The sequence below is a fragment of the Streptomyces sp. NPDC107498 genome (genome assembly GCF_055582805.1).
On the sequence record NZ_JBVJPE010000015.1, the window covers coordinates 173,363 to 195,534 of the forward strand.

General features: G+C 71.8%; 25 protein-coding genes and 1 tRNA gene. 5 read left to right on the plus strand and 21 right to left on the minus strand.

Annotated features, from left to right (window positions below):
- Window position 1 precedes the first annotated feature (1 nt).
- The 5 genes from ACZ66Z_RS25370 to ACZ66Z_RS25390 form a co-directional block, all read right to left on the minus strand.
- A complete protein-coding gene (locus ACZ66Z_RS25370; protein ID WP_469937605.1) occupies window positions 2-166 on the minus strand; it encodes a hypothetical protein in 165 nt (54 codons plus the stop codon).
- Between the two features lie 197 nt (window positions 167-363).
- Window positions 364-448 (minus strand) — tRNA-Ser (locus tag ACZ66Z_RS25375).
- A gap of 78 nt (window positions 449-526) precedes the next feature.
- Window positions 527-955, minus strand: coding sequence for a tRNA adenosine(34) deaminase TadA (gene tadA / locus ACZ66Z_RS25380; RefSeq protein WP_469937607.1), 429 nt, complete (start codon window positions 953-955; stop codon window positions 527-529).
- A gap of 77 nt (window positions 956-1,032) precedes the next feature.
- Window positions 1,033-1,563 (minus strand): tRNA adenosine deaminase-associated protein, encoded by a 531-nt coding sequence (locus ACZ66Z_RS25385; RefSeq protein ID WP_469937609.1) that lies wholly within the window; start codon window positions 1,561-1,563, stop codon window positions 1,033-1,035.
- A 205-nt stretch (window positions 1,564-1,768) separates the two neighbouring features.
- Window positions 1,769-1,978 carry a hypothetical protein gene (locus tag ACZ66Z_RS25390; RefSeq protein ID WP_469937611.1) on the minus strand — a complete coding sequence of 70 codons (210 nt, stop codon included), beginning with the start codon at window positions 1,976-1,978 and terminating at the stop codon, window positions 1,769-1,771.
- A 92-nt stretch (window positions 1,979-2,070) separates the two neighbouring features.
- Between ACZ66Z_RS25390 and upp the strand changes: the two genes are divergently transcribed.
- A complete protein-coding gene (gene upp / locus ACZ66Z_RS25395; protein ID WP_015034991.1) occupies window positions 2,071-2,706 on the plus strand; it encodes a uracil phosphoribosyltransferase in 636 nt (211 codons plus the stop codon).
- A gap of 75 nt (window positions 2,707-2,781) precedes the next feature.
- Here upp and ACZ66Z_RS25400 read toward each other — a convergent pair whose 3' ends face one another.
- Together ACZ66Z_RS25400 and ACZ66Z_RS25405 are read right to left on the minus strand one after the other, a co-directional pair.
- Complete coding sequence (locus tag ACZ66Z_RS25400) at window positions 2,782-3,411, minus strand: LytR C-terminal domain-containing protein (RefSeq protein WP_469937612.1); 630 nt, start codon at window positions 3,409-3,411, stop codon at window positions 2,782-2,784.
- A 114-nt stretch (window positions 3,412-3,525) separates the two neighbouring features.
- On the minus strand, window positions 3,526-3,822 hold the full coding sequence (locus tag ACZ66Z_RS25405) for a type II toxin-antitoxin system VapB family antitoxin (protein WP_030209440.1): 297 nt from the start codon (window positions 3,820-3,822) through the stop codon (window positions 3,526-3,528).
- Window positions 3,823-3,919: 97 nt separating this feature from the next.
- Between ACZ66Z_RS25405 and ACZ66Z_RS25410 the strand changes: the two genes are divergently transcribed.
- Window positions 3,920-5,515, plus strand: a complete 1,596-nt coding sequence (locus ACZ66Z_RS25410; protein WP_469937614.1) for a helicase HerA-like domain-containing protein — start codon at window positions 3,920-3,922, stop codon at window positions 5,513-5,515.
- Here ACZ66Z_RS25410 and ACZ66Z_RS25415 read toward each other — a convergent pair whose 3' ends face one another.
- From ACZ66Z_RS25415 to ACZ66Z_RS25430, 4 genes are all read right to left on the minus strand, one after another.
- The gene (locus ACZ66Z_RS25415) at window positions 5,516-7,069 is read right to left on the minus strand and encodes a M28 family metallopeptidase (protein ID WP_469937616.1); all 1,554 of its coding nucleotides are present in this window, start codon (window positions 7,067-7,069) and stop codon (window positions 5,516-5,518) included. It abuts the gene before it with no gap.
- 217 nt (window positions 7,070-7,286) lie between these two features.
- Window positions 7,287-8,222: a prolyl aminopeptidase gene (gene pip, locus ACZ66Z_RS25420; protein WP_469937618.1), complete on the minus strand. Its 936-nt coding sequence runs from the start codon at window positions 8,220-8,222 to the stop codon at window positions 7,287-7,289.
- 66 nt (window positions 8,223-8,288) lie between these two features.
- Window positions 8,289-8,858, minus strand: a complete 570-nt coding sequence (locus ACZ66Z_RS25425) for an RBBP9/YdeN family alpha/beta hydrolase (protein ID WP_469937620.1) — start codon at window positions 8,856-8,858, stop codon at window positions 8,289-8,291.
- A 111-nt stretch (window positions 8,859-8,969) separates the two neighbouring features.
- A complete protein-coding gene (locus ACZ66Z_RS25430; RefSeq protein WP_469937622.1) occupies window positions 8,970-9,605 on the minus strand; it encodes a TetR/AcrR family transcriptional regulator in 636 nt (211 codons plus the stop codon).
- A gap of 192 nt (window positions 9,606-9,797) precedes the next feature.
- Between ACZ66Z_RS25430 and wrbA the strand changes: the two genes are divergently transcribed.
- Entirely contained in the window at window positions 9,798-10,406 is a 609-nt protein-coding gene (gene wrbA / locus ACZ66Z_RS25435) for an NAD(P)H:quinone oxidoreductase (RefSeq protein WP_469937623.1), read from the plus strand.
- Between the two features lie 85 nt (window positions 10,407-10,491).
- Here wrbA and ACZ66Z_RS25440 read toward each other — a convergent pair whose 3' ends face one another.
- Both ACZ66Z_RS25440 and ACZ66Z_RS25445 read right to left on the minus strand, forming a co-directional pair.
- The gene (locus ACZ66Z_RS25440) at window positions 10,492-10,779 is read right to left on the minus strand and encodes a metal-sensitive transcriptional regulator (protein ID WP_469937625.1); all 288 of its coding nucleotides are present in this window, start codon (window positions 10,777-10,779) and stop codon (window positions 10,492-10,494) included.
- A 127-nt stretch (window positions 10,780-10,906) separates the two neighbouring features.
- Complete coding sequence (locus tag ACZ66Z_RS25445) at window positions 10,907-11,323, minus strand: YciI family protein (protein ID WP_469937650.1); 417 nt, start codon at window positions 11,321-11,323, stop codon at window positions 10,907-10,909.
- A gap of 131 nt (window positions 11,324-11,454) precedes the next feature.
- On the opposite strand from ACZ66Z_RS25445, the gene ACZ66Z_RS25450 reads away from it, so the two are divergent.
- On the plus strand, window positions 11,455-12,084 hold the full coding sequence (locus ACZ66Z_RS25450) for a MarC family protein (protein WP_469937627.1): 630 nt from the start codon (window positions 11,455-11,457) through the stop codon (window positions 12,082-12,084).
- A gap of 86 nt (window positions 12,085-12,170) precedes the next feature.
- Here the strand turns inward: ACZ66Z_RS25450 and ACZ66Z_RS25455 are convergent, their stop codons facing one another.
- The 4 genes from ACZ66Z_RS25455 to ACZ66Z_RS25470 form a co-directional block, all read right to left on the minus strand.
- Complete coding sequence (locus ACZ66Z_RS25455) at window positions 12,171-13,352, minus strand: winged helix DNA-binding domain-containing protein (protein ID WP_469937629.1); 1,182 nt, start codon at window positions 13,350-13,352, stop codon at window positions 12,171-12,173.
- 72 nt (window positions 13,353-13,424) lie between these two features.
- Window positions 13,425-14,483, minus strand: a complete 1,059-nt coding sequence (locus ACZ66Z_RS25460; RefSeq protein ID WP_469937631.1) for an aldo/keto reductase — start codon at window positions 14,481-14,483, stop codon at window positions 13,425-13,427.
- 9 nt (window positions 14,484-14,492) lie between these two features.
- The gene (locus ACZ66Z_RS25465) at window positions 14,493-15,302 is read right to left on the minus strand and encodes an alpha/beta fold hydrolase (RefSeq protein ID WP_469937652.1); all 810 of its coding nucleotides are present in this window, start codon (window positions 15,300-15,302) and stop codon (window positions 14,493-14,495) included.
- A gap of 104 nt (window positions 15,303-15,406) precedes the next feature.
- Window positions 15,407-16,384, minus strand: a complete 978-nt coding sequence (locus ACZ66Z_RS25470; protein ID WP_469937654.1) for an ArsR/SmtB family transcription factor — start codon at window positions 16,382-16,384, stop codon at window positions 15,407-15,409.
- 86 nt (window positions 16,385-16,470) lie between these two features.
- Here ACZ66Z_RS25470 and ACZ66Z_RS25475 point away from each other — a divergent pair, with 86 nt between their 5' ends.
- On the plus strand, window positions 16,471-17,706 hold the full coding sequence (locus ACZ66Z_RS25475; RefSeq protein ID WP_469937633.1) for an MFS transporter: 1,236 nt from the start codon (window positions 16,471-16,473) through the stop codon (window positions 17,704-17,706).
- Between the two features lie 60 nt (window positions 17,707-17,766).
- Here the strand turns inward: ACZ66Z_RS25475 and ACZ66Z_RS25480 are convergent, their stop codons facing one another.
- From ACZ66Z_RS25480 to ACZ66Z_RS25495, 4 genes are all read right to left on the minus strand, one after another.
- A complete protein-coding gene (locus ACZ66Z_RS25480) occupies window positions 17,767-20,022 on the minus strand; it encodes an FtsX-like permease family protein (RefSeq protein WP_469937635.1) in 2,256 nt (751 codons plus the stop codon).
- The gene (locus tag ACZ66Z_RS25485; protein ID WP_469937637.1) at window positions 20,019-20,696 is read right to left on the minus strand and encodes an ABC transporter ATP-binding protein; all 678 of its coding nucleotides are present in this window, start codon (window positions 20,694-20,696) and stop codon (window positions 20,019-20,021) included. Before ACZ66Z_RS25485 ends, ACZ66Z_RS25480 begins: the two co-directional genes overlap by 4 nt.
- Before the next feature lie 61 nt (window positions 20,697-20,757).
- Entirely contained in the window at window positions 20,758-21,114 is a 357-nt protein-coding gene (locus ACZ66Z_RS25490) for a hypothetical protein (RefSeq protein ID WP_469937639.1), read from the minus strand.
- Between the two features lie 870 nt (window positions 21,115-21,984).
- Window positions 21,985-22,172: hypothetical protein (locus tag ACZ66Z_RS25495; RefSeq protein WP_469937641.1), on the minus strand; the 188-nt coding region annotated here is incomplete at its 5' end.

A 22,172-nucleotide genomic window follows, 5' to 3' on the forward strand; every position in this document is an offset into this window, starting at 1 on the left:
CCTAGTTGACGAGTTCGGTCATGAACTGACCGACCCCCTGGGCGGCGCTGGAAATGCCCTCGAACCCTACCTGGACCAGGTCGGCGGCCCTGGCCGGGGACGTGACGATCGTGTACAGCACAAAGACCACGACCGCGTACAGCACGACTTTCTTCGCTTGTGCCACCTGCCCAGCCCTCCCCTGTTCCCCCGCCGCACGACCGCGCCACTCTAACCGAGGCCTTGTGCGCCAAGGGCCCTGCGATCGGGGCCTTTCGCCGCCCCCGGAAGGGTGACGGACGAGCAGGACGGGTGTCGAGCCGGAAGGGCCACGGAGATACGCCGAAGGGCCCGACGCTGATGCGTCGGGCCCTTCGATCGAAGCGGTAGCGGAGGGATTTGAACCCTCGGTGAGTTTCCCCACACTCGCTTTCGAGGCGAGCTCCTTCGGCCGCTCGGACACGCTACCGAGAGAGAGCTTAGCCCAAAGTCCCGCTGCGATGAAATCCGCATCCCTCCGCAGGTCGGAAGGGGGCCGACGGGTGCGTCAGCGACTGCGGAAGAAGGCCGTCAACTGCTCCGCGCACTCCTCGCCGAGGACGCCCTGGACCACCTCGGGGCGGTGGTTCAGCCGCCGGTCCCGCACGAGGTCCCAGAGCGAACCGGTCGCCCCCGCCTTCTCGTCGAGCGCCCCGAACACCACCCGCTCGACGCGCGACTGGACGAGCGCGCCGGCGCACATCACGCACGGCTCCAGGGTCACGACCAGCGTGCAGCCCGTCAGCCGCCACTCGCCGGTGACCGCCGCCGCCCGGCGCAGGGCGAGCACCTCGGCGTGCGCGGTGGGGTCGCCGGTGGCCTCCCGCTCGTTGTGCGCGCGGGCGATCACCGTGCCGTCCGGGCCGAGCACGACCGCCCCGACCGGTACGTCGCCGGCCGGCGCGGCCGCGTCGGCCTCGGCGAGGGCGAGACGCATGGCGTCCCGCCAGGGATCCCGGACCGGGTCCCGAACGGCGTCGGGAGCGGGGTCGGGGACGGGTGCCGCGGGCGCCACTAGCGGACGGCCTCCAGGACCTCGGCGGCGCCCAGCGCGTCCGCGATCTCCGCGAGCGCGTCCGTGTCGAGGGCCAGCAGGTCCTCCGCCGACATCCCGAGGTCGGCCAGGACCAGCCGGTCGCCCACCGGGGCGGCCGGGACGGCCTCGGCGGCGACGGAGCCCGCCTCGTCGTCCCCGTCCGCGTCGAGCGGCTCCCCGTCCTCGGTGCCGTCCAGGTCCAGCGCCTCCAGGTCGTCGACCAGGTCGTCCAGGTCGTCGCCGAGGATCTCCCGGGTGAGCATCTCCCCGTACGAGGAACGGGCGGCGGCGGCCCCGTCCGAGACGTAGACACGAGGGTCTTCCTCACCCTCGATCCGGACGATCCCGAACCACGCGTCCTCCTGCTCGATGAAGACGATCACCGTGTCGTCGTCCGAGGCCTCACGGGCGAGCTCGGCCAGATCCGACAGGGTCTCCACGTCGTCGAGCTCCGTGTCGCTCGCTTCCCACCCGTCTTCGGTGCGCGCGAGCAGTGCGGCGAAGTACACCTGACTCTCTCCCACTGATCAGAGGTGTGACGTTCCGGCGGCGCGAGCCTGATGCCCCGCCCAATCGGCATCGTGACAGAAACGACGCGATCAGGAGAGGTCTTCGGCTCTTGCGTCGTGCATCAGTCTGAACGACCCCGCGATCGGGCGGGCGTGCGACCCCGGCGCACAGAGGGGGCGCACGGCGGATCCTCCGGCCGGGACCTCACCACCGGAAGGTCCTCATGCGCATCTGCTGCCGCATCCGTGCGGCCCGGGCGCGCCGCGGCTGCACGCGTTCGCGCAGCGCCTTCGCCTCGTTCAGCTCGCGGAGGAACTGCGCGCGGCGCCTGCGGCGCTCCGCGTCGGTCTCCCGTGCCGGCGTGCGGGCCGCCCCCTCGGCGACTCCCTCAGCCGGTTCTTCCAGGTCGGGCATCGGCCACACCACCCCATCGCTGGGTCCCTGTGACCCCACCTTCCCCCAGCGGCGCGGGTCGATGCCAGTGCGCGGCGGGCTACTGTTGAGTCATGCGTCTCCACGTCGTCGACCACCCCCTGGTCGCCCACAAGCTCACCACCCTGCGCGACAAGCGCACGGACTCCGCGACCTTCCGCCGTCTCGCCGACGAGCTGGTCACCCTGCTCGCCTACGAGGCCACCAGGGACGTGCGGACCGAGCAGGTCGACATCGAGACCCCCGTGACGCCCACGACCGGCGTGAAGCTGTCGTACCCGCGTCCGCTGGTGGTCCCGATCCTGCGCGCCGGGCTCGGGATGCTCGACGGCATGGTCCGGCTGCTCCCGACGGCCGAGGTCGGTTTCCTCGGCATGATCCGCAACGAGGAGACGCTGGAGGCGTCGACCTACGCGACGCGGATGCCGGAGGACCTCTCGGGCCGCCAGGTGTACGTCCTGGACCCGATGCTGGCGACCGGCGGCACGCTGGTCGCGGCGATCCAGGAGCTCATCAAGCGCGGCGCCGACGACGTGACCGCGGTCGTGCTCCTCGCCGCCCCGGAGGGCGTCGAGGTCATGGAGCGCGAGCTCGCGGGCACGCCGGTGACCGTCGTGACGGCCTCGGTCGACGAGCGGCTCAACGAGAACGGCTACATCGTCCCGGGCCTGGGCGACGCGGGCGACCGCATGTACGGCTCCGCCGAATAGGACGCCGCCGGCTCCGCCGAACAGGACGCCGCCGGCTCGGCCGGACGGTTCACCGCCGGCTCCGCCGAGCAGGACCTAACGGCAAGGCTTCACCGCGGGCGCGGGCTTGGTCAGGGTGACCAGGGCCGCGTCCGCCGTCGTCTTCGGGGACAGCGTCTTGAACGCGGTCCCGATGATCAGGTCCACGTCCGCCGTGCCCCGGGTGTCCGTCTTGGACGTGGCGCCCGCGAGCTGGGTGCCGAGGACCGGCAGGGCGCCCTTGGCGGCTCCGGAGGCGCCGAGCAGCAGGCCGGCGCCCGGGACCTTCTTGTCGTAGGCGGCGGGCGCGTTCCCCACCTTGCCGATCTTGAAGCCGCGCTTCTTGAGCTCGTCCGCGGTCGTCTTGGCGAGCCCGCTGCGCGGGGTCGCGTTGTAGACGTTGACCGTGATCTGCGCGGGTTCGGGGAAGGCGGCGGCGGGCGCGGCGGTCGCCTTGGGGGCGGGCTTGCAGTCGGTCTGCTTCCCGGCCGTCGTCCTGGTGTCCCCGTCGCCGGAGAACACGTCGACGAGCTGGAGCGTCCCCCAGCCGGCCGCGCCGAGCACGACCACGGCGGCGGCGGACGCGAGGACGATCCTGCGCCGGCGGTGGGGGCGGCGCATGCGGGGGTAGACATCCCCCGTGATGCGGTACTTTCCGCCCATGCCGGGGGGAGTGAGCATGCTCATGAACGCAGCGTAATGCCGCCCGTCGGCGATGCCTACTTGATGATCATGTGATCGCGTCCGGATGGGGGCGAACTGACCCCGAAAGGCCCAGCGGGACGGGCTCCCGGGAGGCGGTCAGTCGAGTTCCAGGACGCGGGCGTGCAGCACCTGGCGCTGCTGGAGCGCCGCGCGGACGGCACGGTGCAGTCCGTCCTCGAGGTAGAGGTCGCCCTGCCACTTCACGACGTGCGCGAAGAGGTCGCCGTAGAAGGTGGAGTCCTCGGCGAGCAGGGTCTCCAGGTCCAGCTGGCCCTTGGTAGTCACCAGCTGGTCGAGGCGGACCGGGCGCGGGGCGACGTCCGCCCACTGCCGGGTGCTTTCCCGGCCGTGGTCGGGATACGGCTTTCCGTTTCCGATGCGCTTGAAGATCACACGGAAAGCCTACCGGGCGAGCGGCTCCCGGCGCAGCCACGCGGGAGCAGTGGGATGCTGGTGCAAACCGTGACAGAACCGGAATCGGGGTGCCGTCATGAGCGCGAGCGAGCAGCCACCGGGCGCCGAGGCGACCGGCATCGCCGCCGGGTACGCCTTCGACGGGCCCGCACTCGAACTGGGGGCCCTGCTCTGGGACGGCGTCTGTCACCCGGACGCGCGTATCCGCGTCCCGCTGTCCGTGCTCAACCGGCACGGCCTGGTCGCCGGGGCGACCGGCACCGGCAAGACCAAGACGCTCCAGCTGATCGCCGAACAGCTCTCGGCGAACGGCGTGCCGGTCTTCCTCGCCGACGTCAAGGGCGACGTCTCCGGGATCTCCGCCCCCGGCCAGGACGGCGAGAGGGTCCGGGAGCGTGCCGGGCAGGTGGGCCAGGAGTGGCGGGGACGCGGCTTCCCCTGCGAGTTCTACGGGCTCGGCGGCACCGGCCCCGGCATCCCGGTCCGCGCGACGGTCACCGGTTTCGGTCCGGTGCTCCTGTCCAAGGTGCTCGGGCTCAACCGGACGCAGGAGCAGTCGCTCGGTCTGATCTTCCACTACGCCGATGCCAAGGGCCTGGAGCTGATCGACCTCAAGGACCTGCGGGCGGTGGTGGCCTTCCTGGTCTCGGACGCCGGGAGGGCCGAGCTCAAGGGCATCGGCGGTCTGTCGACGGCGACGGCCGGGGTGATCCTGCGGTCGATCACGGCCCTCGAGCAGCAGGGGGCGGGGGACTTCTTCGGGGAGCCGGAGTTCGACACGGCCGAGCTGCTGCGGACGGCGGCGGACGGGCGCGGGATCGTCTCGGTCCTGGAGCTGCCGGCCGTGCGGGACAAGCCGCAGCTGTTCTCGACCTTCCTGATGTGGATGCTGGCGGACCTCTTCGGCGACCTCCCGGAGGTCGGCGACCCGGAGAAGCCGAAGCTGGTCTTCTTCTTCGACGAGGCGCACCTGCTCTTCCACGACGCCTCGAAGGCGTTCCTGGAGTCGATCACGCAGACGGTGCGGCTGATCCGCTCGAAGGGCGTCGGGGTCTTCTTCGTGACGCAGACCCCGAAGGACGTCCCTCCGGACGTGCTCGCGCAGCTCGGCAACCGGGTGCAGCACGCGCTGCGCGCCTTCACCCCCGACGACGCGAAGGCCCTGAAGGCGGCGGTGCGGACCTTCCCGAAGTCGCCGTACGACCTGGAGGCGGTGCTCACCGGGCTCGGTACGGGCGAGGCGGTGATCACCGTACTGAGCGAGGAGGGCGCTCCGACACCGGTGGCGGTGACCCGGCTGCGGGCCCCCGAGTCGCTGATGGGCCCGGTCGACGCGGCGGTCCTGGACGCGGCGGTGAAGGGTTCGCCGTCGTACGGGCGGTACGCGCAGGCGGTGGACCGGGAGTCGGCGTACGAGAGGCTGACCGCCGAGCAGCGGGCGGCGGAGGAGGCGGCCTTGGAGGCGGCGGCCGCGAAGGAGGCCGAGAAGGCCGAGACGGCGAAGGAGGCCGGGAAGGCGGGGGCGAGGGCTCCCCGTGAGAAGGAGGAGCCCTCGCTCGCCGAGCAGGTGGTGGGCAGCGGGATCTTCAGCTCCCTGGCCCGGTCGATCGGCACCCAGCTGGGCCGGGAGATCAGCCGCTCGATCTTCGGGACGGCCCGCCGGAGGCGCTGACTAGGCGGTCACCTCGTCGTGGTCGCCGTGCAGGCCGCCGCCGCTGCCCGCGTCGCCCGTGGTGGGGGTGGAGACCACCGGCCTGCGCAGGGAGGAGATGTCGTGGGCGTAGGTGCCCACGGCGTTGGCGATGACGTCGATGTTGACGTCGAAGGCCTTCATGTCGATGTTGCGGATGTCGTCGCCCTCGGCGTGGTAGTTCACGTCGTACGCGACGCCGGCCGTCCCGCCGAACCTGGCCGCCTGGGCGGGGGTCTTGATGCCCTCGGCGCCGGTGAAGGTGCCGCCGGAGGGGATGCCGACCTTGATGAACGGCCCGTAGTCGGAGCGGCCGGTGAAGTCGGTGCCCTCGTGCGGGACCCCGCGCCCGTCCATGAAGTCGTTGATGTCGCGCTCCAGTTGGGCGGAGCCCTCGGGGCCGGCTTCCGCGCCGACGCCGTCCGAGTTGTCGCCGTCGTACACGAACAGGCCGTAGTTCGGCGAGGCGATCATGTCGAAGTTGAGGTAGAGCTTGATCTCCTTGCGGTCGAGCGCCGACAGGCCGTTGACGTAGTGCTCGGAGCCGAGGAGGCCGACCTCCTCCGCCGACCACCAGGCGAAGCGGACCTTGTTGCGGACCTTCTCCTTCGACCTGGCGAGCTCCAGGGCGGTCTGCAGGAGGCCGGCGGAGCCGGAGCCGTTGTCGTTGATGCCGGGGCCGGCGGTGACGGAGTCGAGGTGGGAGCCGAGCATCACGGTGTTCGCGGCGTTGCCGCCCCTGGTCTCCGCGATGACGTTGTTGGTGGTGCGCTTCTCCTGGAGCTGGCGGATCTCGAAGGAGAGCGAGACCGGGCCCTTGGCGAGGTCGTCGGCGAGCCGCGTGCCCTCGGCCAGGCTGATCCCGCCGGTGGGGATCCTGCCGGCGGCCGGTTCGCCGAGGGTGCCGGAGAGGGCGCCGTCGACGTTGTTGTAGACGATCGCGCCGGCGGCACCGGCCGCGGCGGCGTTCTGCTGCTTGATCGCGAAGGAGCAGACGCCGCGCTTGATCAGCGCGATCTTCCCGGTGAAGGTGCCGGAGGCGAAGTCGCCGGGCTCGCAGCCGGTGGAGCCGTCGGCGTCGACCGGGACGGCCGCCAGCTCGGCGGTGATGCCGCCGACCGGGGTGGACTTCGTGTACGTCATCGCCTTGATGCCGAGCGTCCGGGCGTCGGGGGAGAGGACGGAGGCCTTCTCGGTGAGCGTCTCGGTGTAGACGAAGTCGAACTGCTGGTACCGGACGTCGTACCCGGCCTTCTTGAGCCGGGTGTAGACGTACGCGGCCGAGGCGTCGTGGCCGAGGGTGCCGGCCGCGCGGTTTCCGGCGGCCGAGTCGGCTATCGCCTGGAACTTCTGCAGGTGCTCGTAGGCGTCCCGGGCGGTGGTTTCGCGGACCAGCTTCTTCGCCAGCCTGGCGGCGTCGCGGGCGGGCGCGGCCGCGGGGTCCTGACCCGCGGTGGCGGGGGAGGCGAGGACCAGCGGGGTGGCGAGGGCGGCGGCGGCGAGGATGGCCGCGGCTCGGCGCTGGGATGCGTTCACAGAAGTCCTTCCCGGTACGGACGGAGGTTGAGGGGAAGCTAGCGATCTCGGGGGCGTTCTGTGAACAGATCCGTCACGATTGCTGTCAGGTCGGAGCGGGAGGGAAATGCGGAATTATCAATTCCCGGTCCGTGGGTCTCCTTTCGCGGCTTTCGGGACGGGTTTCGGGGTTCACGCGTCGATCATCACGCGCGTGCGTGATGATCGCCCGGTGGGTTCACCTCTTCGCGAAGCGGTCGAGGGCCGCCAGGATCCGTTCCCGGGTCTCCTCGCCGCCCAGGTGCCCGGCGCGCTCGACGACGTGCAGCTCGGCGTCCGGCCAGGCGCGGGCCAGCTCCCAGGCGGTGGTGAGCGGCCCGCCCATGTCGAGCCGGCCGTGGATCAGGACCCCGGGGATGCCGGCGAGCCGGTGCGCGTCGCGGATCAGCGCGCCCTCCTCCAGGAAGGCGCCGTGCGCGAAGTAGTGCGAGCAGATGCGGACGAAGCCGAGCCGGGCGTCGTCGACCCGGTCGGTGTACGGGGTTCCCATGCCCTCCGGGGAGAGGACCGCGTCCTCCCAGGCGCACCAGTCGGCCGCGGCCTTCTCCCGTACGGCCCGGTCGGGGTGGTCCATGAGGGCCGCGTACGCCCCCACGACGTCGGAGGCGTTCCCCGCCCCCGCCCGGAACCGCTCGTGGGCCTCGGGGAAGAAGCGGCCGACGCCCTCGTACAGCCAGGCGGTCTCGGAGCGGCGGGTGGTCGTGACGGACGCGAGGACGATCTCCGACACGCGCTCGGGATGGGCCTCCGCGTACGCCAGGATCAGCGTGGAGCCCCAGGACCCGCCGTACAGCAGCCACGTGTCGATCCCGAGGTGTTCGCGCAGCCGCTCCATGTCGGCCACCAGGTGCGCGGTGGTGTTCACGGTCATGTCGGCGGCCGGGTCGCCGGCGTGCGGGGTGGAGCGACCGCAGCCGCGCTGGTCGAAGAGGACGATCCGGTACGCCTCCGGGTCGAAGTGCCGCCGGCTGCGCGGGGAGGAGCCGGAACCCGGCCCGCCGTGCACGACGAGCGCGGGTTTGCCGTCCGGGTTCCCGTACGCCTCCCAGTGGACGAGGTTGCCGTCGCCCACGTCGAGCAGGCCTTGGTCGTGAGGTGCGGTCTCGGGATGCATCCGGCCGACGCTACCGGGCGCGGGCGCCGCGGGGCGGGGGGTTTTCCGGCCGGGACGGGTCCGCGCTCACGGGCTTCCGTTCCCCCGCACCCGTACGGCCGGGTCCTCGCACCAGTCCAGGAGCGAGGGCCACTCCCCGTACCCCGAGTCGGGGTTGAGGTGCTCGCCGGCCGGCACGGGGTCCAGGTCGAGGCCGAGCGGGATGCCGTAGTGCAGGTCGGCGCCCTCGGGGCAGTACGGGTCCCCGTCCCCGTACACGAGGCGCGCCTTGAGCCCCGCCTCCGACAGGTCGAGGCCGTCGGCGAAGGCGGCGATCTCCGGGATCGAGGCGGCGACCTCCGGGGAGGGCGGCGCGACCAGCAGGACCCGGTCGGCGTCCGGCCTCCGGTCCCCGGCGCGCAGCCACAGCAGCACCGACAGGCTGTGGGCGAGGACCACGAACTCCCCCTCGGCCGGGCGCTGTCCGTGCTCCTCCAGGGCGTCGAGCCACTCGTCGAGGACGGGGGCGTCCGGCGCGGGCAGCTGGGGGTAGCGGACCTCGTGGCCGCGCTCGCGCAGCCGCCCGGCGAGCCAGTGCTGCCAGTGGGCGGGCGGGCGGCGGTTCTGGAAGCCGTGCAGGATCAGGTACGTGGTCATGCGGTGATCCTGCGACGGCGGAGGCCGCCGGTCCACCACCGTCCGCGGAGCGGTCGACGTTCTTCGGAGCGGGTCCGACCGAATCGGCCGGACCGAACGGGCCGGCCGGGGTCAGGCGCGCAGGGTCAGCAGCTCCCGCACGCCGGTCTTGAGGCGCTCGGCCGACAGCTCCTGCTCGACCGTCAGGTGGTGCATGACGTCGGGCGAGAACGGCGCGAGCGCCAGGTGCGCGAGGAGCGTGCGGTCGCTCCCCGGCCTGAGCTGCCCGATGAGCAGGGACATGTGGGTGTGCATCACCCGGTAGGCGCCGCTGTGGTAGCGGGCTCGGGGGGCGGCGGAGTGCGCCGCGAGCAGCAGGGCGCGCTGAGCGGCGACCCGGTCGACGAGCGCGTCGAGGAAGGCGTCGAGCCGCTCGGCGGCGGGGGCACCGGGGCCCAGCGGGGGCGGGCCGCTCATGTACGCCTCCTGGAACGTGCGCTCGCGCTCGTCGAGGAGTGCCCACAGCAGCTGGGAGACGTCGCCGAAGCGGCGGTAGACGGTGCCGACGCCGATGCCGCTGGCGTGGGCGACCTGGTTCATGGTGACGGCGTCGGGGCCTTCCTCGGCGACGATCCGGGCGGCCGCGTCGAGGATCCTGCGCCGGTTGCGGGCCGCGTCGGCGCGCTCGGGGCCGGGGGTGTCGACGGTGGGGAGCAGGCTGAGCACCGGCGCCGTCCGGTCTCCGGCCCGCGGGTTCTCCGTACTCATCTGCCGACTCCTGTCCCTGTGTCCCCGAGCTCCGTCTCCCCCTGGTCGCTTCTCGGCTTCCTGAGGTGAGCATACCTGTCCCCCTTGAAAAACGGATAGGAATCCGTTTAATCTCGGTCACGGCGAAGCGGAAAGCGATCCGCTTGGTCCGTTCGTGAGGGTCCGTTCGTGTTCGGCTGAGGAGAGTCCGCCATGTCCGTCAAGGTCGCCGTCATCTACTACTCGGCCACGGGAGCCGTGCACCAGCTCGCCCAGGCCCTCGCCGAGGGCGCCGAGAAGGCCGGCGCCGAGGTCCGCCTGCGCCGGGTGCCCGAGCTCGCCCCCGACGCCGCCATCGACGCCAACCCGGCCTGGCGCGCCCACGTGGACGCCACCGGGGACGTGGAGGTCGCCACGCTGGAGGACCTGGAGTGGGCGGACGCGTACGCGCTCGGCTCCCCGACCCGCTTCGGCAACGTGTCCGCGCAGCTCAAGCAGTACGTCGACACGACCGGCGGCCTCTGGCAGCGCGGCGTCATGGCGGACAAGCCCGCCACCGCCTTCACCAGCGCCCACAACGTCCACGGCGGCAACGAGTCGACGCTGCTCGCGCTCTACAACACCTTCCACCACTGGGGCTCGGTCATCGTCTCGCCCGGCTTCACCGACCCGGCGGTGTACGCGGCCGGCGGCAACCCGTACGGCACCTCCCACCCGGCCGACAACGGCGCCCCGGGGGAGGCGGTCCTCGCGGGCGCCCGCTACCAGGGCGAGCGCCTGACCCGCATCGCGAAGCGCCTGAAGGGCCTGGCGGACGACTGACGACGGATGCGGAAGCACCCCCGGAGGCATCGCCTCCGGGGGTGCTTCCGCATCCGTCCCCCGGTCGGGCCGGGGAGTTCCCCGGTCAGGCCAGGGAGAGGAAGAGCTTCTCCAGGCGGGCCCGCATCGCCTCGGGGTCCTCGCCGTTCCTGCGCCCGCCCTCGATGTCGGTCAGGCACTGCTGGAGACCGGTCGCGATGATCGCGAACCCGGCCCGGTCGAGGGCCCGCGAGGCGGCGGCCAGCTGGGTGACGACCTCCTCGCAGTCACGCCCCTCCTCGATCATCCGGATCACCCCGGCGATCTGGCCCTGGGCCCGGCGCAGCCGGTTCAGGACCGCCTTGAGCTCGGCGCCCGCGAGATCGAGTTCCACTGCCACTCCTCCACAGATACCCCAGGGGGTAATTTACTCCCCGGCACGGGGTCCCGTCGAAGACCAAGGATGACACCTGTCGGGGCGGGCCCCGCGCGACCGGCGGGGCCCGCGGGGCGCACCGGGTTCAGTCCGGGGCCGGGCCCGTCTCGTCGATCGGGCGGATGACCACCGGGTGGTCCGGGGAGCCGGGCGGGACCGGGCAGCGGGCCACCCGGGCGGCGATCTCGGTGACGCGGTCCAGGGAGGCGCAGTCGAGGACCCAGTAGCCGGCGAGGACCTCCTTGGTCTCGGCGTACGGGCCGTCGGTGACGACCGGCTCGCCGTCGGCGCCCGCCGTGACGAAGCGGGCCGTGGACGGGGCGGCGAGGCCCTGGGCGTCGACCAGCTCGCCGTTCGCGGACACCTCCTCGGTGATCGCGTTCATGTGGTCGGACATCGCCTTGATCTGCGCCCCGTCCCAGGCGGGACTCTGCGCGGAGCCGCGGCCCGCCATCGCCTCGTAGTCGGCCTGCGACCCCTGCACCATCACCAGGTACTTCATGACGTCCTCCTCGCTCATGGGGCCGATCTGTCCCTCGCAGCACAGTCGGAGCCGGGCGGCCGTTCTCGACACCGCGCGGACGGAAACCGGAAAAGCGTGATAAATCACTCGGCTGCCCCATGATTTCCGGTGTGAACGCCTTCACCTTCTCCGCCGCCTTCATCACCTTCTTCTCCGTCGTCGGTCCCCCGAAGGTGCTCCTCGCCTTCGCCGGCCTCGCCCAGGTCCACGACGTCCGCCAGATGCGGACCGTCGCCCTCATCTCCTCCGGCGCGGCCGTCCTCGTCGGCCTCGTCACCGGCATCACGTCGCCCTGGCTGCTGGACCTCTTCCACATCAGCACCCCCGCCCTCCAGCTGGCGGGCGGGGTCATCTTCTTCATCTACGCCGTCGGTCTCGTCCTCGGCCTCCACCTCGGCTCCGACGGCGCCCACCAGGACGCCCCCGACCTGGTCAGCGGGGTGCGCGAGCTGCTCATGCCGTACGTCGTGAGCCCGCTCGCCCTGACCGCCGTGCTCATCGAGGCGGCCGAGCGCGACTCCTTCAGCTGGCGCTCGACGGTGGTCGGCGCGTACGTGGCCGTCATCGCCCTCGACCTGGCCTGCGTCCTGCTCCTCGCCCAGATCCTGCGCCGCACCCACCACGCCACGATCGAGCTGCTCGGCCGCCTCCTGGGCCTGCTGCTCGCCGCCGTCGGCGTCGACCTGGTCCTCGACGGCCTCTTCGACCTGGGCGTCTCCGGCCTGGACGTCCGCCACTAGGCGGTGCCTTGCCGGTCCGGGCCGCGCGACCGGAAGCCGTCCTGCCGGTCAGGTCCGGGCCGCGCGACCGGAAGCCGTCCTGCCGGTCAGGTCCGGGCCGCGCAGAGCTCCCGTTCCAGCGGCGTCCGGAAGCGGGGCGTCACCCGGGCGTCCCCCAGCCACTCCGCGAGGCGCGCCGCCTCCGCCCCGACCGCCCGCTCCGCCTCCGCGCCCACGTCGGCGAGGAGCCGGTGGACGACGGCGCCGTCCGGCCGCTGCGCCCAGCCGCCGACGACCCGGCCGTTCCACCACACCGTCGGCCCGATGTTCCCGCTGCGGTCGTACAGCGCCGCCCGGTGAGCCGGGTCCAGGTACCAGTCGCGGCCCTGCCAGCCCATCGGCGTCGGGTCGAGCGCGGGCAGCAGCGCCGCCCACGGCTCCGGCTCCGGTACGGGCCCGAGGTCGTCCGGCAGGACGAACCCCGTCCCCCCGTCCACCGTCACCGGCAGCGCCCCCACCGCCACGAGCGCCTTGCGCACGTCCGTGACCTTCCACCCCGTCCACCACGTCAGGTCCGCCTCGGTCGCGGGACCGCACGCCCCGAGCCAGTGCCCCAGCAGCTCCGCCCGCGCCTCCGCCGGGTCCCGTACGGGGTGGGCCCCGGCGACCGCCCACCGGAAGCGGCTCGACGTCCACGTCCCCTGCGGCCGGCCCCGTACGATCCGGCCCTCCATGCCCAGCACCCGCAGGACCCGGCTCGCCACGGACTGCGTCCCCTCCTGGCGGGTGCCCGGCCCGTACACGTACGTCGACCTCAACCTCGGCACGGCCGCGCCGAGTTCGGTCCCGGTCGCCTCGCCCCGTGCGGCCAGCTCCGCGAGGACGAGCCGCTCGGTCTCCGCGAGCCAGGCCCCGTCGAAGGTGCTGCCGGCCGCCAACTGCTTGAGGAGCGTGGTGCGTTCCCGGACGGCCGCCGGCCGGGTCGTCGAGGCCTGGACGGCGGCGGCGAGGGAGGCCGGGAAGACGAAGAGCGTGTGCCGCATGCCGTGCATCCGGACCAGCGCCCCGTCCTCGTACAGCGCCCGTTCCACCGCCCCCACCGGCTCGACCCCCTCGGCCAGCCGCGCCGCCACCGCGAGGAACACGCTCGCCGGATCCGTCCCGTGCAGCGCCACGAGCGCGCCCCCGACCTCCGCCGCCGACCCCGCCCGCGCGCTCCCGGCCAGCCGGTGCCGCACTCCGAGCCGGGCCCGCCGCTCCGCCGCGTCGATGAACCTGGTGTCTCCCATGGGCCCCATCATGGATTCAGGCGGCGGCCGAGTCCGGGAACTCCGTCACCGTCTTCACGAACCCGCCCCCGCTCACCCGGCCGAGCGCTCGCCGATCGGCCGCCGGCGCAGGGAGGAATCGGTGAGGACGGGCGACCGCCAGGCGCCGTCCGGCTGGTAGAGGTCGGTCCCCGGCGGCACGATCGCGTCGATCCGGTCGAGGGCCTCGTCGGTGAGGACGACCGGCGCGCCCTTCAGCAGCCCCTCCAGCTGCTCCATCGTCCGGGGCCCGATGATCACGGACGTCACGGCCGGGTGGGCGGCGGCGAACGCGATCGCCAGCTCGGGCAGCGAGCACCCGATCTCGTCGGCCAGCGCGACGAACTCCTCGACGGCGTCGAGCTTGGCGGCGTTGACCGGCAGCGAGGGGTCGAAGCGGTGCGGGGTGAGCGCGGGCCGCCCGCTGGTCATGTCGATCGGCCGCCCCTTGCGGTACTTCCCGGTGAGGAACCCGGACGCGAGCGGGCTCCAGGTCAGCACCCCCATCCCGTACTTCTGGGCGGTGGGCAGCACGTGCGCCTCCGCGCCGCGCGCCAGCAGCGAGTACGGCGGCTGCTCGGAGCGGAACCGGCGCAGCCCGCGCCGCTCGGCGACGGCGTGCGCCTCGACGATCTCCTCGGCGGGGAAGGCGGAGCAGCCGAAGGCCCGGACCTTCCCCTGGGTGACGAGGTCGCCGAGGACGTCGAGGGTCTCCTCGATGTCGGTCCGGTGGTCGGGCCGGTGCACCTGGTACAGGTCGATCCAGTCGGTGCCGAGCCGCTTGAGGCTGTTCTCGACGGCGAGGGTGATCCAACGCCGCGAGCTGCCGCCCCTGTTGGGGCCCTCGCCGCCGACCGGGAAGTACACCTTGGTGGCGAGCACGGTCGCCTCCCGGCGCCGCGGGTCGCGCAGCGCCTTGCCGACGATCTCCTCGGACTCGCCGGCCGAGTACATGTCGGCGGTGTCCACGAAGTTGACGCCCTGGTCGAGGGCGGCATGGATGATCCGTACGGACTCCTGGTGGTCCGGATTGCCGACGGCTCCGAACATCATGGTGCCGAGGCAGTAGGTGCTGACGTCGATCCCGGTCCCGCCGAGTATCCGATAGCGCATGCGCGCACTCTAGGAACTGGAGTGCACTCCAGGGCAAGGGGCGGAGGAGGACGAGAACCGGAGGATCAGCCCGGCCAGCACCTCGGGCCGCTCCAGATGCACGTCGTGCCCGGCACCGGGCAGGCTCACGCCGTGGAGGCCGGGCTGGATCCGGGCCATCTCCGCGTACTCGTCCCCGTCGATGATCCCGCCCTGCCCGCCCTCGCCGAGGACGACGAGCGCGGGGCAGCGGACGGCCGCCCACTCGTCCCAGAAGGCGCGGCGGACGTTCTCGTCGAGGGACCGGACCATGACGTCGGCGTCGAAGCGCGGCCGGAATCCCCCCGCGCGCTCCTCGAGCCCGTCGGCCCACCCCTCCCCGACGGCCGCCTTCCCGTTCCCCAGGTGGGCGACGGCCGCCTCCCGCGAGGGGAACGGCACCGGCCACGCCCGCAGCCAGTCCCCGATCAGCTCTCCCGTGCCCGGTTCGGCGCGTCCGGGCCCGGCCTCGACGAGGACGAGCGCGCGGGGAAGGCCGGGACGGGCGGCGGCGGTCAGGAGGGCGGTGTGCCCGCCGAGGGACTGCCCGACCAACAGGGGGCGCACGAGACCGAGTTCCCGGACGACGGCGACGACGTCGGCGACGTGCGCGGCGCGCGAGACGTCCGCCGGACGCCGCTCGCTGCCGCCGTGCCCCCGCTGGTCGAGGGCGACGACCCGGTGACCGGCGTCCCGGAGCGACCGGGCGACGGCGTCCCACTCCCCGGAGTGACCGGCGAGCCCGTGGAGGAGGAGGGCGTCGGGCCCGGAGCCGCCCCAGTCGCGACAGGAGAGCCGCACGCCGTCACGTACGACGACGCGCTCGACGGAGGAAGCGGCGGAGGAGGCGGCGGAGGAGGCGGCGGAGGAGGCGGTGGGGGAATCGGTCACCCCGCCATCCTCCCCTACGGGTGCAGGAGTTGATCGGCGACGGCGGTGCGGGCGTAGAGGACGGAGCGGCCGCTGCGGTGGGCGGTGACGAGCCCGGCGTTGCGCAGGGCGATGAGGTGCTGGGAGACGCCGGCGGCGGACATGCCGCAGTGGGTGGCGAGCTGGGTGGTGGAGGCGGGGGTGTCGAGCTCGGTGAGGAGCAGGGTGCGGGAGCGGCCGAGGACGGCGGCGACGGCGTCCGTGGCATCGGTGGTACGGGGCTCCCAGACGCTCCCGAAACCACGGGCCGGGTAGGCGAGTTGGGGCGGATCGGGGTGGACAGACCGGGTGAGGACCCTGGGCCAGGCGAAGACGGAGGGGACGAGCAGCAGCCCGGAGCCGGCCTGGTCGCGGGTGAGCGCGCAGTGCCGCCGTACGAGCCGGAGGGTGCCGTCGTCCCACCGCACGGTCTCGTGGAGTTCGCTCAGCACCCGCGCCGAACCGTGCTCGGCGACCTGCCGCGCCCGGTGGAAGACGTCGGCCTCCAGGACCTTCTGGATGCGGGCCCAGTAGGGGGCGAGGGCGAGCTCCCAGTACGTCTCGATCTCGTCGGCGACCTTGGGCAGGACGGCCTCGGGATCCTCGCGCAGCAGCCGGAGCCGGCCCGCGTCCACGCCCTTCTGCTCGAGGGTGTCGAGGTCGGACCGGACCTGCGCGGCGGGGGAGCGGCGGATGGCGTCGAGCTCGGCGTCGAGGGTGGGGAAGGGCCCGGTGGGGGTGGGGTTGAGGAAGTCGGCGAGGTACCCGAGACCGGGGACGAGGGCGGCGAGCCAGCCGCGGTCGAGCCCGGCCCGGACGAGCCGGGGCCGCACCTGGGCGGCCCAGCGCCCGTGCGGGGCGGAGTCGGGCTGATGGGCGACGACGCGGTAGCTGGTGACGACCTCCCACATGGGGGAGACGGCGAAACGGGTCTGGGCGAGATCGGCGGCGGAGAAACTGAGCCCGGCTTCCATGCGTTCCACGTCCTGGGGCTGGCGAACGGATTCGGCCTGAGCTTAATCATTGGAAGGGGGGTGGGGACAGGAAGCACGCTCCCCCCATGCCTGGAACACCCGACAAGCCCACCCGAACCCCCACCCCCTCCGACTCGGCCTTCAGAGGCCTCCCGCCGGCGGTCTGGACGATCTTCGCGGGAACGATCGTCAACCGCCTCGGATACCTCGTCACGCCGTTCCTGGTCTTCTTCCTCGCCTCGCGGGGGGTGACCGGCGGGGACACCTCGTACGTGCTCGGCGCACTCGGAGCGGGCAACCTGATCGGCCCCGCGGTGGGCGGCGTCCTCGCCGACCGCATCGGCCGTCGCCCCACGATGCTGATCGGCCTGATCGGCGCGGCGGCGGCGCAGGGAGCGCTCTTCCTGGCGCCGGGGGTGTGGACGATGGCCGGGGCGGCGCTGCTGATCAGCGCGGCCGGCAGCGCGGTCTCCCCGGCGGCGTACGCCCTGCTGGCCGACGCCGTCGACAGCGAACGGCGGCAGCGCGCGTACGCCCTCTTCGGCTGGGGCGTGAACATCGGCACGGCCGTGGCGGGCGTCCTCGGCGGCTACCTCGCGGCCCAGGGGTACTGGCTGCTGTTCGTGGTCGACGCGGGCTCGATGCTGCTGTACGCGCTGGTGGTGGCGGTCCGCCTGCCGGAGCCGAAGCGCCCGGCCCCGGCGCGGCACACGAAGGACGGCATCGGCTACGGAGTGGTCCTCCGCGACCGCCTGGCCCTGCTCCTCCTGCCCCTGTTCGGCGTCCAGCTCTTCGTGTACTCGCTGACCGAGGTCGCCCTCCCGCTCGCCGTCCGCGACAGCGGCCTCTCGCCGGCGGTGTACGGGGCGATGGCGGCCGTCAACGCGATCCTGGTCGTCGCGCTCCAGCCCTTCGCGACCGCCTGGCTGGCGCGGCTCCCGCAACTGGTGGTGCAGAGCGCGGGCAGCGGCCTGATCGCGGTGGGCGTCGCGCTGACCGGCCTCGCCGACGGCGTCGCCGGCTACACGGTGTCGGTCGTGGTCTGGTCGCTCGGCGAGGTCGCCGTCGCGGGCATCGCGGCCGGCATCTTCGCCAACCTGGCCCCGGCGCACGCCCGCGGCCGCTACCAGGGCGCCTTCAGCTGGACCTGGGGAGTGGCCCGCTTCGGAGCCCTCACCCTGGGAGTGACGACCTACACGACCCTGGGCCCGGCGACGCTGTGGTGGACGGCACTGGCGGCGGGGACGGCCACGGCGGCGACCACCCTGGCGCTGCGCACCCGGGTGGAATCCCGCACGACGTCCCACACCCTGGCGGCATGACCGCGCTCGCGTGCCCGGGCTCCGCACGACCCCCGGGAAGGCTCCCGCCCCCGCCGAGGATCAGTCCCGCCGGATGTGCTCGGGATCGATGTGCCGCCGCACCATGGGAACGGAGGCGAGGGCGGCGGCGAGCACGACCCCCAGCGCACAGGCGAACAACAAGGGCAACCCGTCCCAGTCCCAGTGCACGGCCCCGCCCCCGGTGATCAGGTAACTGGACTCGGCGAGCCACCCGGTGACGATCGCCGCCCCCAACCCCACCACCAACGGCAACACCACCTGTACCACCTGCACCACCCGCAACGTCCCCGCCCGAGCCCCCAACAACGCGAGCGCGGTGACCTGCCCCCGCCGCTCCATGGCCCGATCAGCCACGGACACGACGAACGCGGCAACCCCGATCACCAACCCGAGCACCATCCCGACGACCAGCAGACTCCGAATCACGGTCAACTGAGCGAGCGAGTCGATGACGATCCCGACGGGCTCGACGGAAGCGGTGGGCGCAACGGCCCCGATGCCGTCGAGGACGGTGCGGATGGTGGCGGGGTCGGAAGGACTGGCGAGGACGAAGAGGGCGTTGGCGGGTTCGGCGCCTTGGGGGAGCAGTGAGGGAGGGATGAGCAGGCTTGGGCCGCCGAACTCTGAGGGTTGGTACGTCTGAACCATGACAGCTTCTTGAGGCAGGGAGACGTGCAGTTTTCGTCCGTTGTTGAGCAGGAACGGGAAGCTGTTACCGGGGCGGGCATCCCTGTCAGCAGGGAACGTGGCATCCGTAATCCGCAGCACCTTGTTATCGGTGCATCCATGTGTTGTCTCGGTGAAGGCAGCCAATTGGGCGCACGTGGCGATGACTGCTCGGATACTGGATGGTCTCCCCTCCAAGCTGCCCACCCATGACTGGGCGACCAGACCATGGGCCTGTACTCCACTCAACGCGGCCATCTCCGAGCGCTGTCGCGTGCTCAGCTCTTCCGCCGGAAGGCTGTACTCCTGGACCGGGGCCGTCCGCCGACTGACCTGATCCAGTTCGATGAGCACCCCTTGAGTGAGGGAGGCGCCGAATACCAGCAGCACAAGCCCGGTGACCACCCGCAGGGCGCTCCCCGGATCGACCTCCGTGCGCCGCATGGCTAGCACCAGCGGCAGCGATTGCGACATTCCCGCCAGGCGGCGCGAAAGCCAGGCCGTGATCGGCGCCAGACCGAACACAAGCCCTGCCCCGGTCATCAGCACGGCGCCGGGAACCAGCACGGCGCCGGCCGATCCGCCTGACGGATTCCGTCCCATCGCGTCGAGCAGGCAGTATCCGCTGATGATTCCGAGGCCGGGGATCAGCAGCAGCGTCCCGTACTTCTTCGGAGGCTTGCGCTCACCGGTCCGGCGCACGCTGATGGGCGACTGGGCCGCTCGCCGTGCACTGAACTGCCCCACGACCCAGGCGAGGGCCGGGCATCCCAACAGGCACACAGCGATGGTCGTCCCGTCCGGCCGACCATCGGCCGGGTACCAGCGCAAGCCGGGCAACCCGACCCACGCCATGACTTCATTGATCCCGAGGTATCCGATGAGTCCGACCACAGCCCCGGCGAAGGCGGCGACCACGCTCTCTCCGGCATTGACCCGGAGGGTGTCCCGCACGCTGAGGCCGACGAGCCGGAGTGCGGCGAGCCGACGTGCACGTGACTCCCCGGAGAGCCGGGCGCAGACGGAGAGGAAGATGACGAGCGGGAGCAACACGATGCAGCCGAGTGTGAACCGCAGGATGTCCAGGGTGGAGGGGTCGATGACCTCGTGCCGTGTGTACGTGGCGCCGAAGCGCCCGAGGGACGCCGCTCCGCTCAGTTCGTCGGCGTCGGTGCCGATATAGGCGTACAGCTCGTCCGGTCCGCCCAACCCCTCTGGGGAAATGATGCCGGTCACGCGACCGGGCACGAGTCCAGCGGCGCGGGGGTTGGCCGCCAGGATCCCGCCCAGTTTCGGCGAAACGATCGCTTCACCTGCGCGAGGAAGTGCCTTGATCCCCGGAGGAACGGGCAGAGGGCCGACACCTTTGTGGCCGATGAAGACACGCCGCAGTGGTTGCGAGCCGTAGGGGTCCAGGAATTCCTGGTAGACGGCATTCTTGTTCGCCCCGGGGGAGATGGCGCGATTCGTCACCCGGGCGTCGTTGGCGGCGATGATCGTCGGGATGGTGAGTGCGGCGGCCAGACAGGCAACCCCGAGACCGGATCCGAGCGCCATCAGGAGAAAGCGGACCCTGGCCCTGCGTCCACTTCCCCAGAGCAGGCGCATCCCGAGGACGAACGCGTTCACACGGTCACCCGTTCGGACAGCACGCCGTCCGACATCGTGTACTGGGTGTCGGCCTTCGCGGCGACATCGGCGTCGTGCGTGACGATGACGACGGCGGTCTTCTGTCTTCTCGCCAGCTGAAGGAACTCATCGAGCACGGCAGCTGCGTTGGCACTGTCGAGAGCTCCGGTCGGCTCGTCCGCGAACACCACGTCCGGCCGGTGGACCAGAGCCCGCGCAACCGCCACGCGCTGGCTCTGGCCTCCTGACAGCTTCGACGTCCTGCGCCGCAACAGATCGCCCATTCCGAGCCGCCCCAACACCTGGGCCGCCATGGCGTGGGCGTGGGACTTGCTGATGCCGGCGAGCCGGAGAGGGAGCGCCGCGTTCTCCTCGACGGTCAGCTCTGGCAGCAACTCCCCGTACTGAAAGACGAAGCCCAGGCGGGTACGGCGTAACGCGCTGAGTTCTCCGTCGGGGAGCGACGAGAGCTGCTCCCCGTCGAAAGTCACCGTGCCGTTGGAGGGCGGCAGAACTCCAGCGAGGCAGTACAGCAGGGAGGACTTGCCCGACCCGCTGCTACCCGTGATGGCGGCCACTTCACCGCGCTTGAGCGCGAAATCGACATCGATCACCGCCTGCTGGGTGCCGTAGAAGAGATCCAAGCCCTCGGCGCGGAGGACGACGTCCGTCATGGTGTGCACTCCTGTGGGAGTGGGAGCCGCCGACAAGCGGCTCCCACGAAGGTCGACTGCCCTAATTGCGCTTGAAGGACTTCGTCGGAGAGCAGTTGTCAGGGTGCAGGGAGCCGCGGTTCTGGCACACGCGCACTTCCGCGGTGTTCGTGTACCGGCTGGCGCCATCGTGGACGAGCTTGTCGAGCCAGACGTCCTTCTTCTGGACACCGTCGAAGCGATTCCACCCGTAACCGTGCACCTTCACCAGCAGGTAGACGTTGTGGTTGTCGTTGAGACCGATGTCGCGCAGTTCACCCTTGATGTGGAATGCCCCCTGGTGCACCTCGGCGGGCTCCCATTTGTACATTCCTTCCGCGAACTCCGCCCCGGTCGTCTTGAAGAGCGCTACACCGTGCCACGAGTCGGCCGCCGCCACCCCCGCTCCTCCGACGAACAACCCCGCAGCCACGACAGCTGCCGCCAACTTCCTCATAGATGTCCCCTCGAGCTGAAAGTGCCGACTGGTCATCACAGAAAGTATCTGCATCACTACACACGGGTGGCAGCAGGAACGTCCCTCCCTCCGATCACCCCCCGATCCGGTGAACGCCCCCTGTCGGGCGGCCCGTTCACCCCTCCGGGCGTGGGGCGCTTCGCGCGGGCGCCCGGCTGTCGGCCCGCCCCCGTGGGGGTGATCGCCGGTGCGCCCGTGGGAAGGCGCCGCGCCGCCGCCCTCCTGTGTGCCGCCGGCTCGTCCGTGGTCGGTGCTGCCGAGGCCCAGCGGACCCGAATGCGCCACCACGGGCTCCTGGAGGACATGCACCGCACCGAGGCCGACATGCGGGCGGCGGGCTTCACCGACGAGGAGATCGCGCGGGAGCTCGTCGACATGGGGAACCAGGCCAAGGGGATCGCCCGTGCCGGAATGTCCCCCCCTGCCCCGCCTGAGGGGCCCGTCCGGGAGAACGGACGGGCATACGTCGAAGGGCCCCACCGCGAACGGTGGGGCCCTTCAACGAATTGCCCGGTGAGAGCAATGGCGGAGGATACGAGATTCGAACTCGTGAGGGGTTGCCCCCAACACGCTTTCCAACTGTCCGCTCCAGGGTTCATGGGCGTTCGTAGGTGTTCATGCAGCGGTTGAGGCGGGCGCCTGGATACAGGTGAACGGGCGCGGCCTCTGGCGTACAGGACAAAGACCAGGACAACACGTTGTACTCGCCACTGCTTCTGCCTCCCTTCGATTGGGGACGTAGGGCCTTCTGCGCCATAGCTCTATAGAGATCGACAGGGAGGGGCATACAGGTTATTCAGGGGTGTGGGAGAGAGGCTGGGAGCCGCTATCGAGTGCTTCAGTTGCTGCATCGGTCTGTTGTGCGGCCTTTGCTGATTCCAGTGCGTAGGCGAGGTTGTTGCGGGTGGACAGGGTGTCCGGGTGGGTGTCGCCCAGTACCTCCATCCGCTGGGCGAGGGTGGTCTCGTACAGGGGGATGG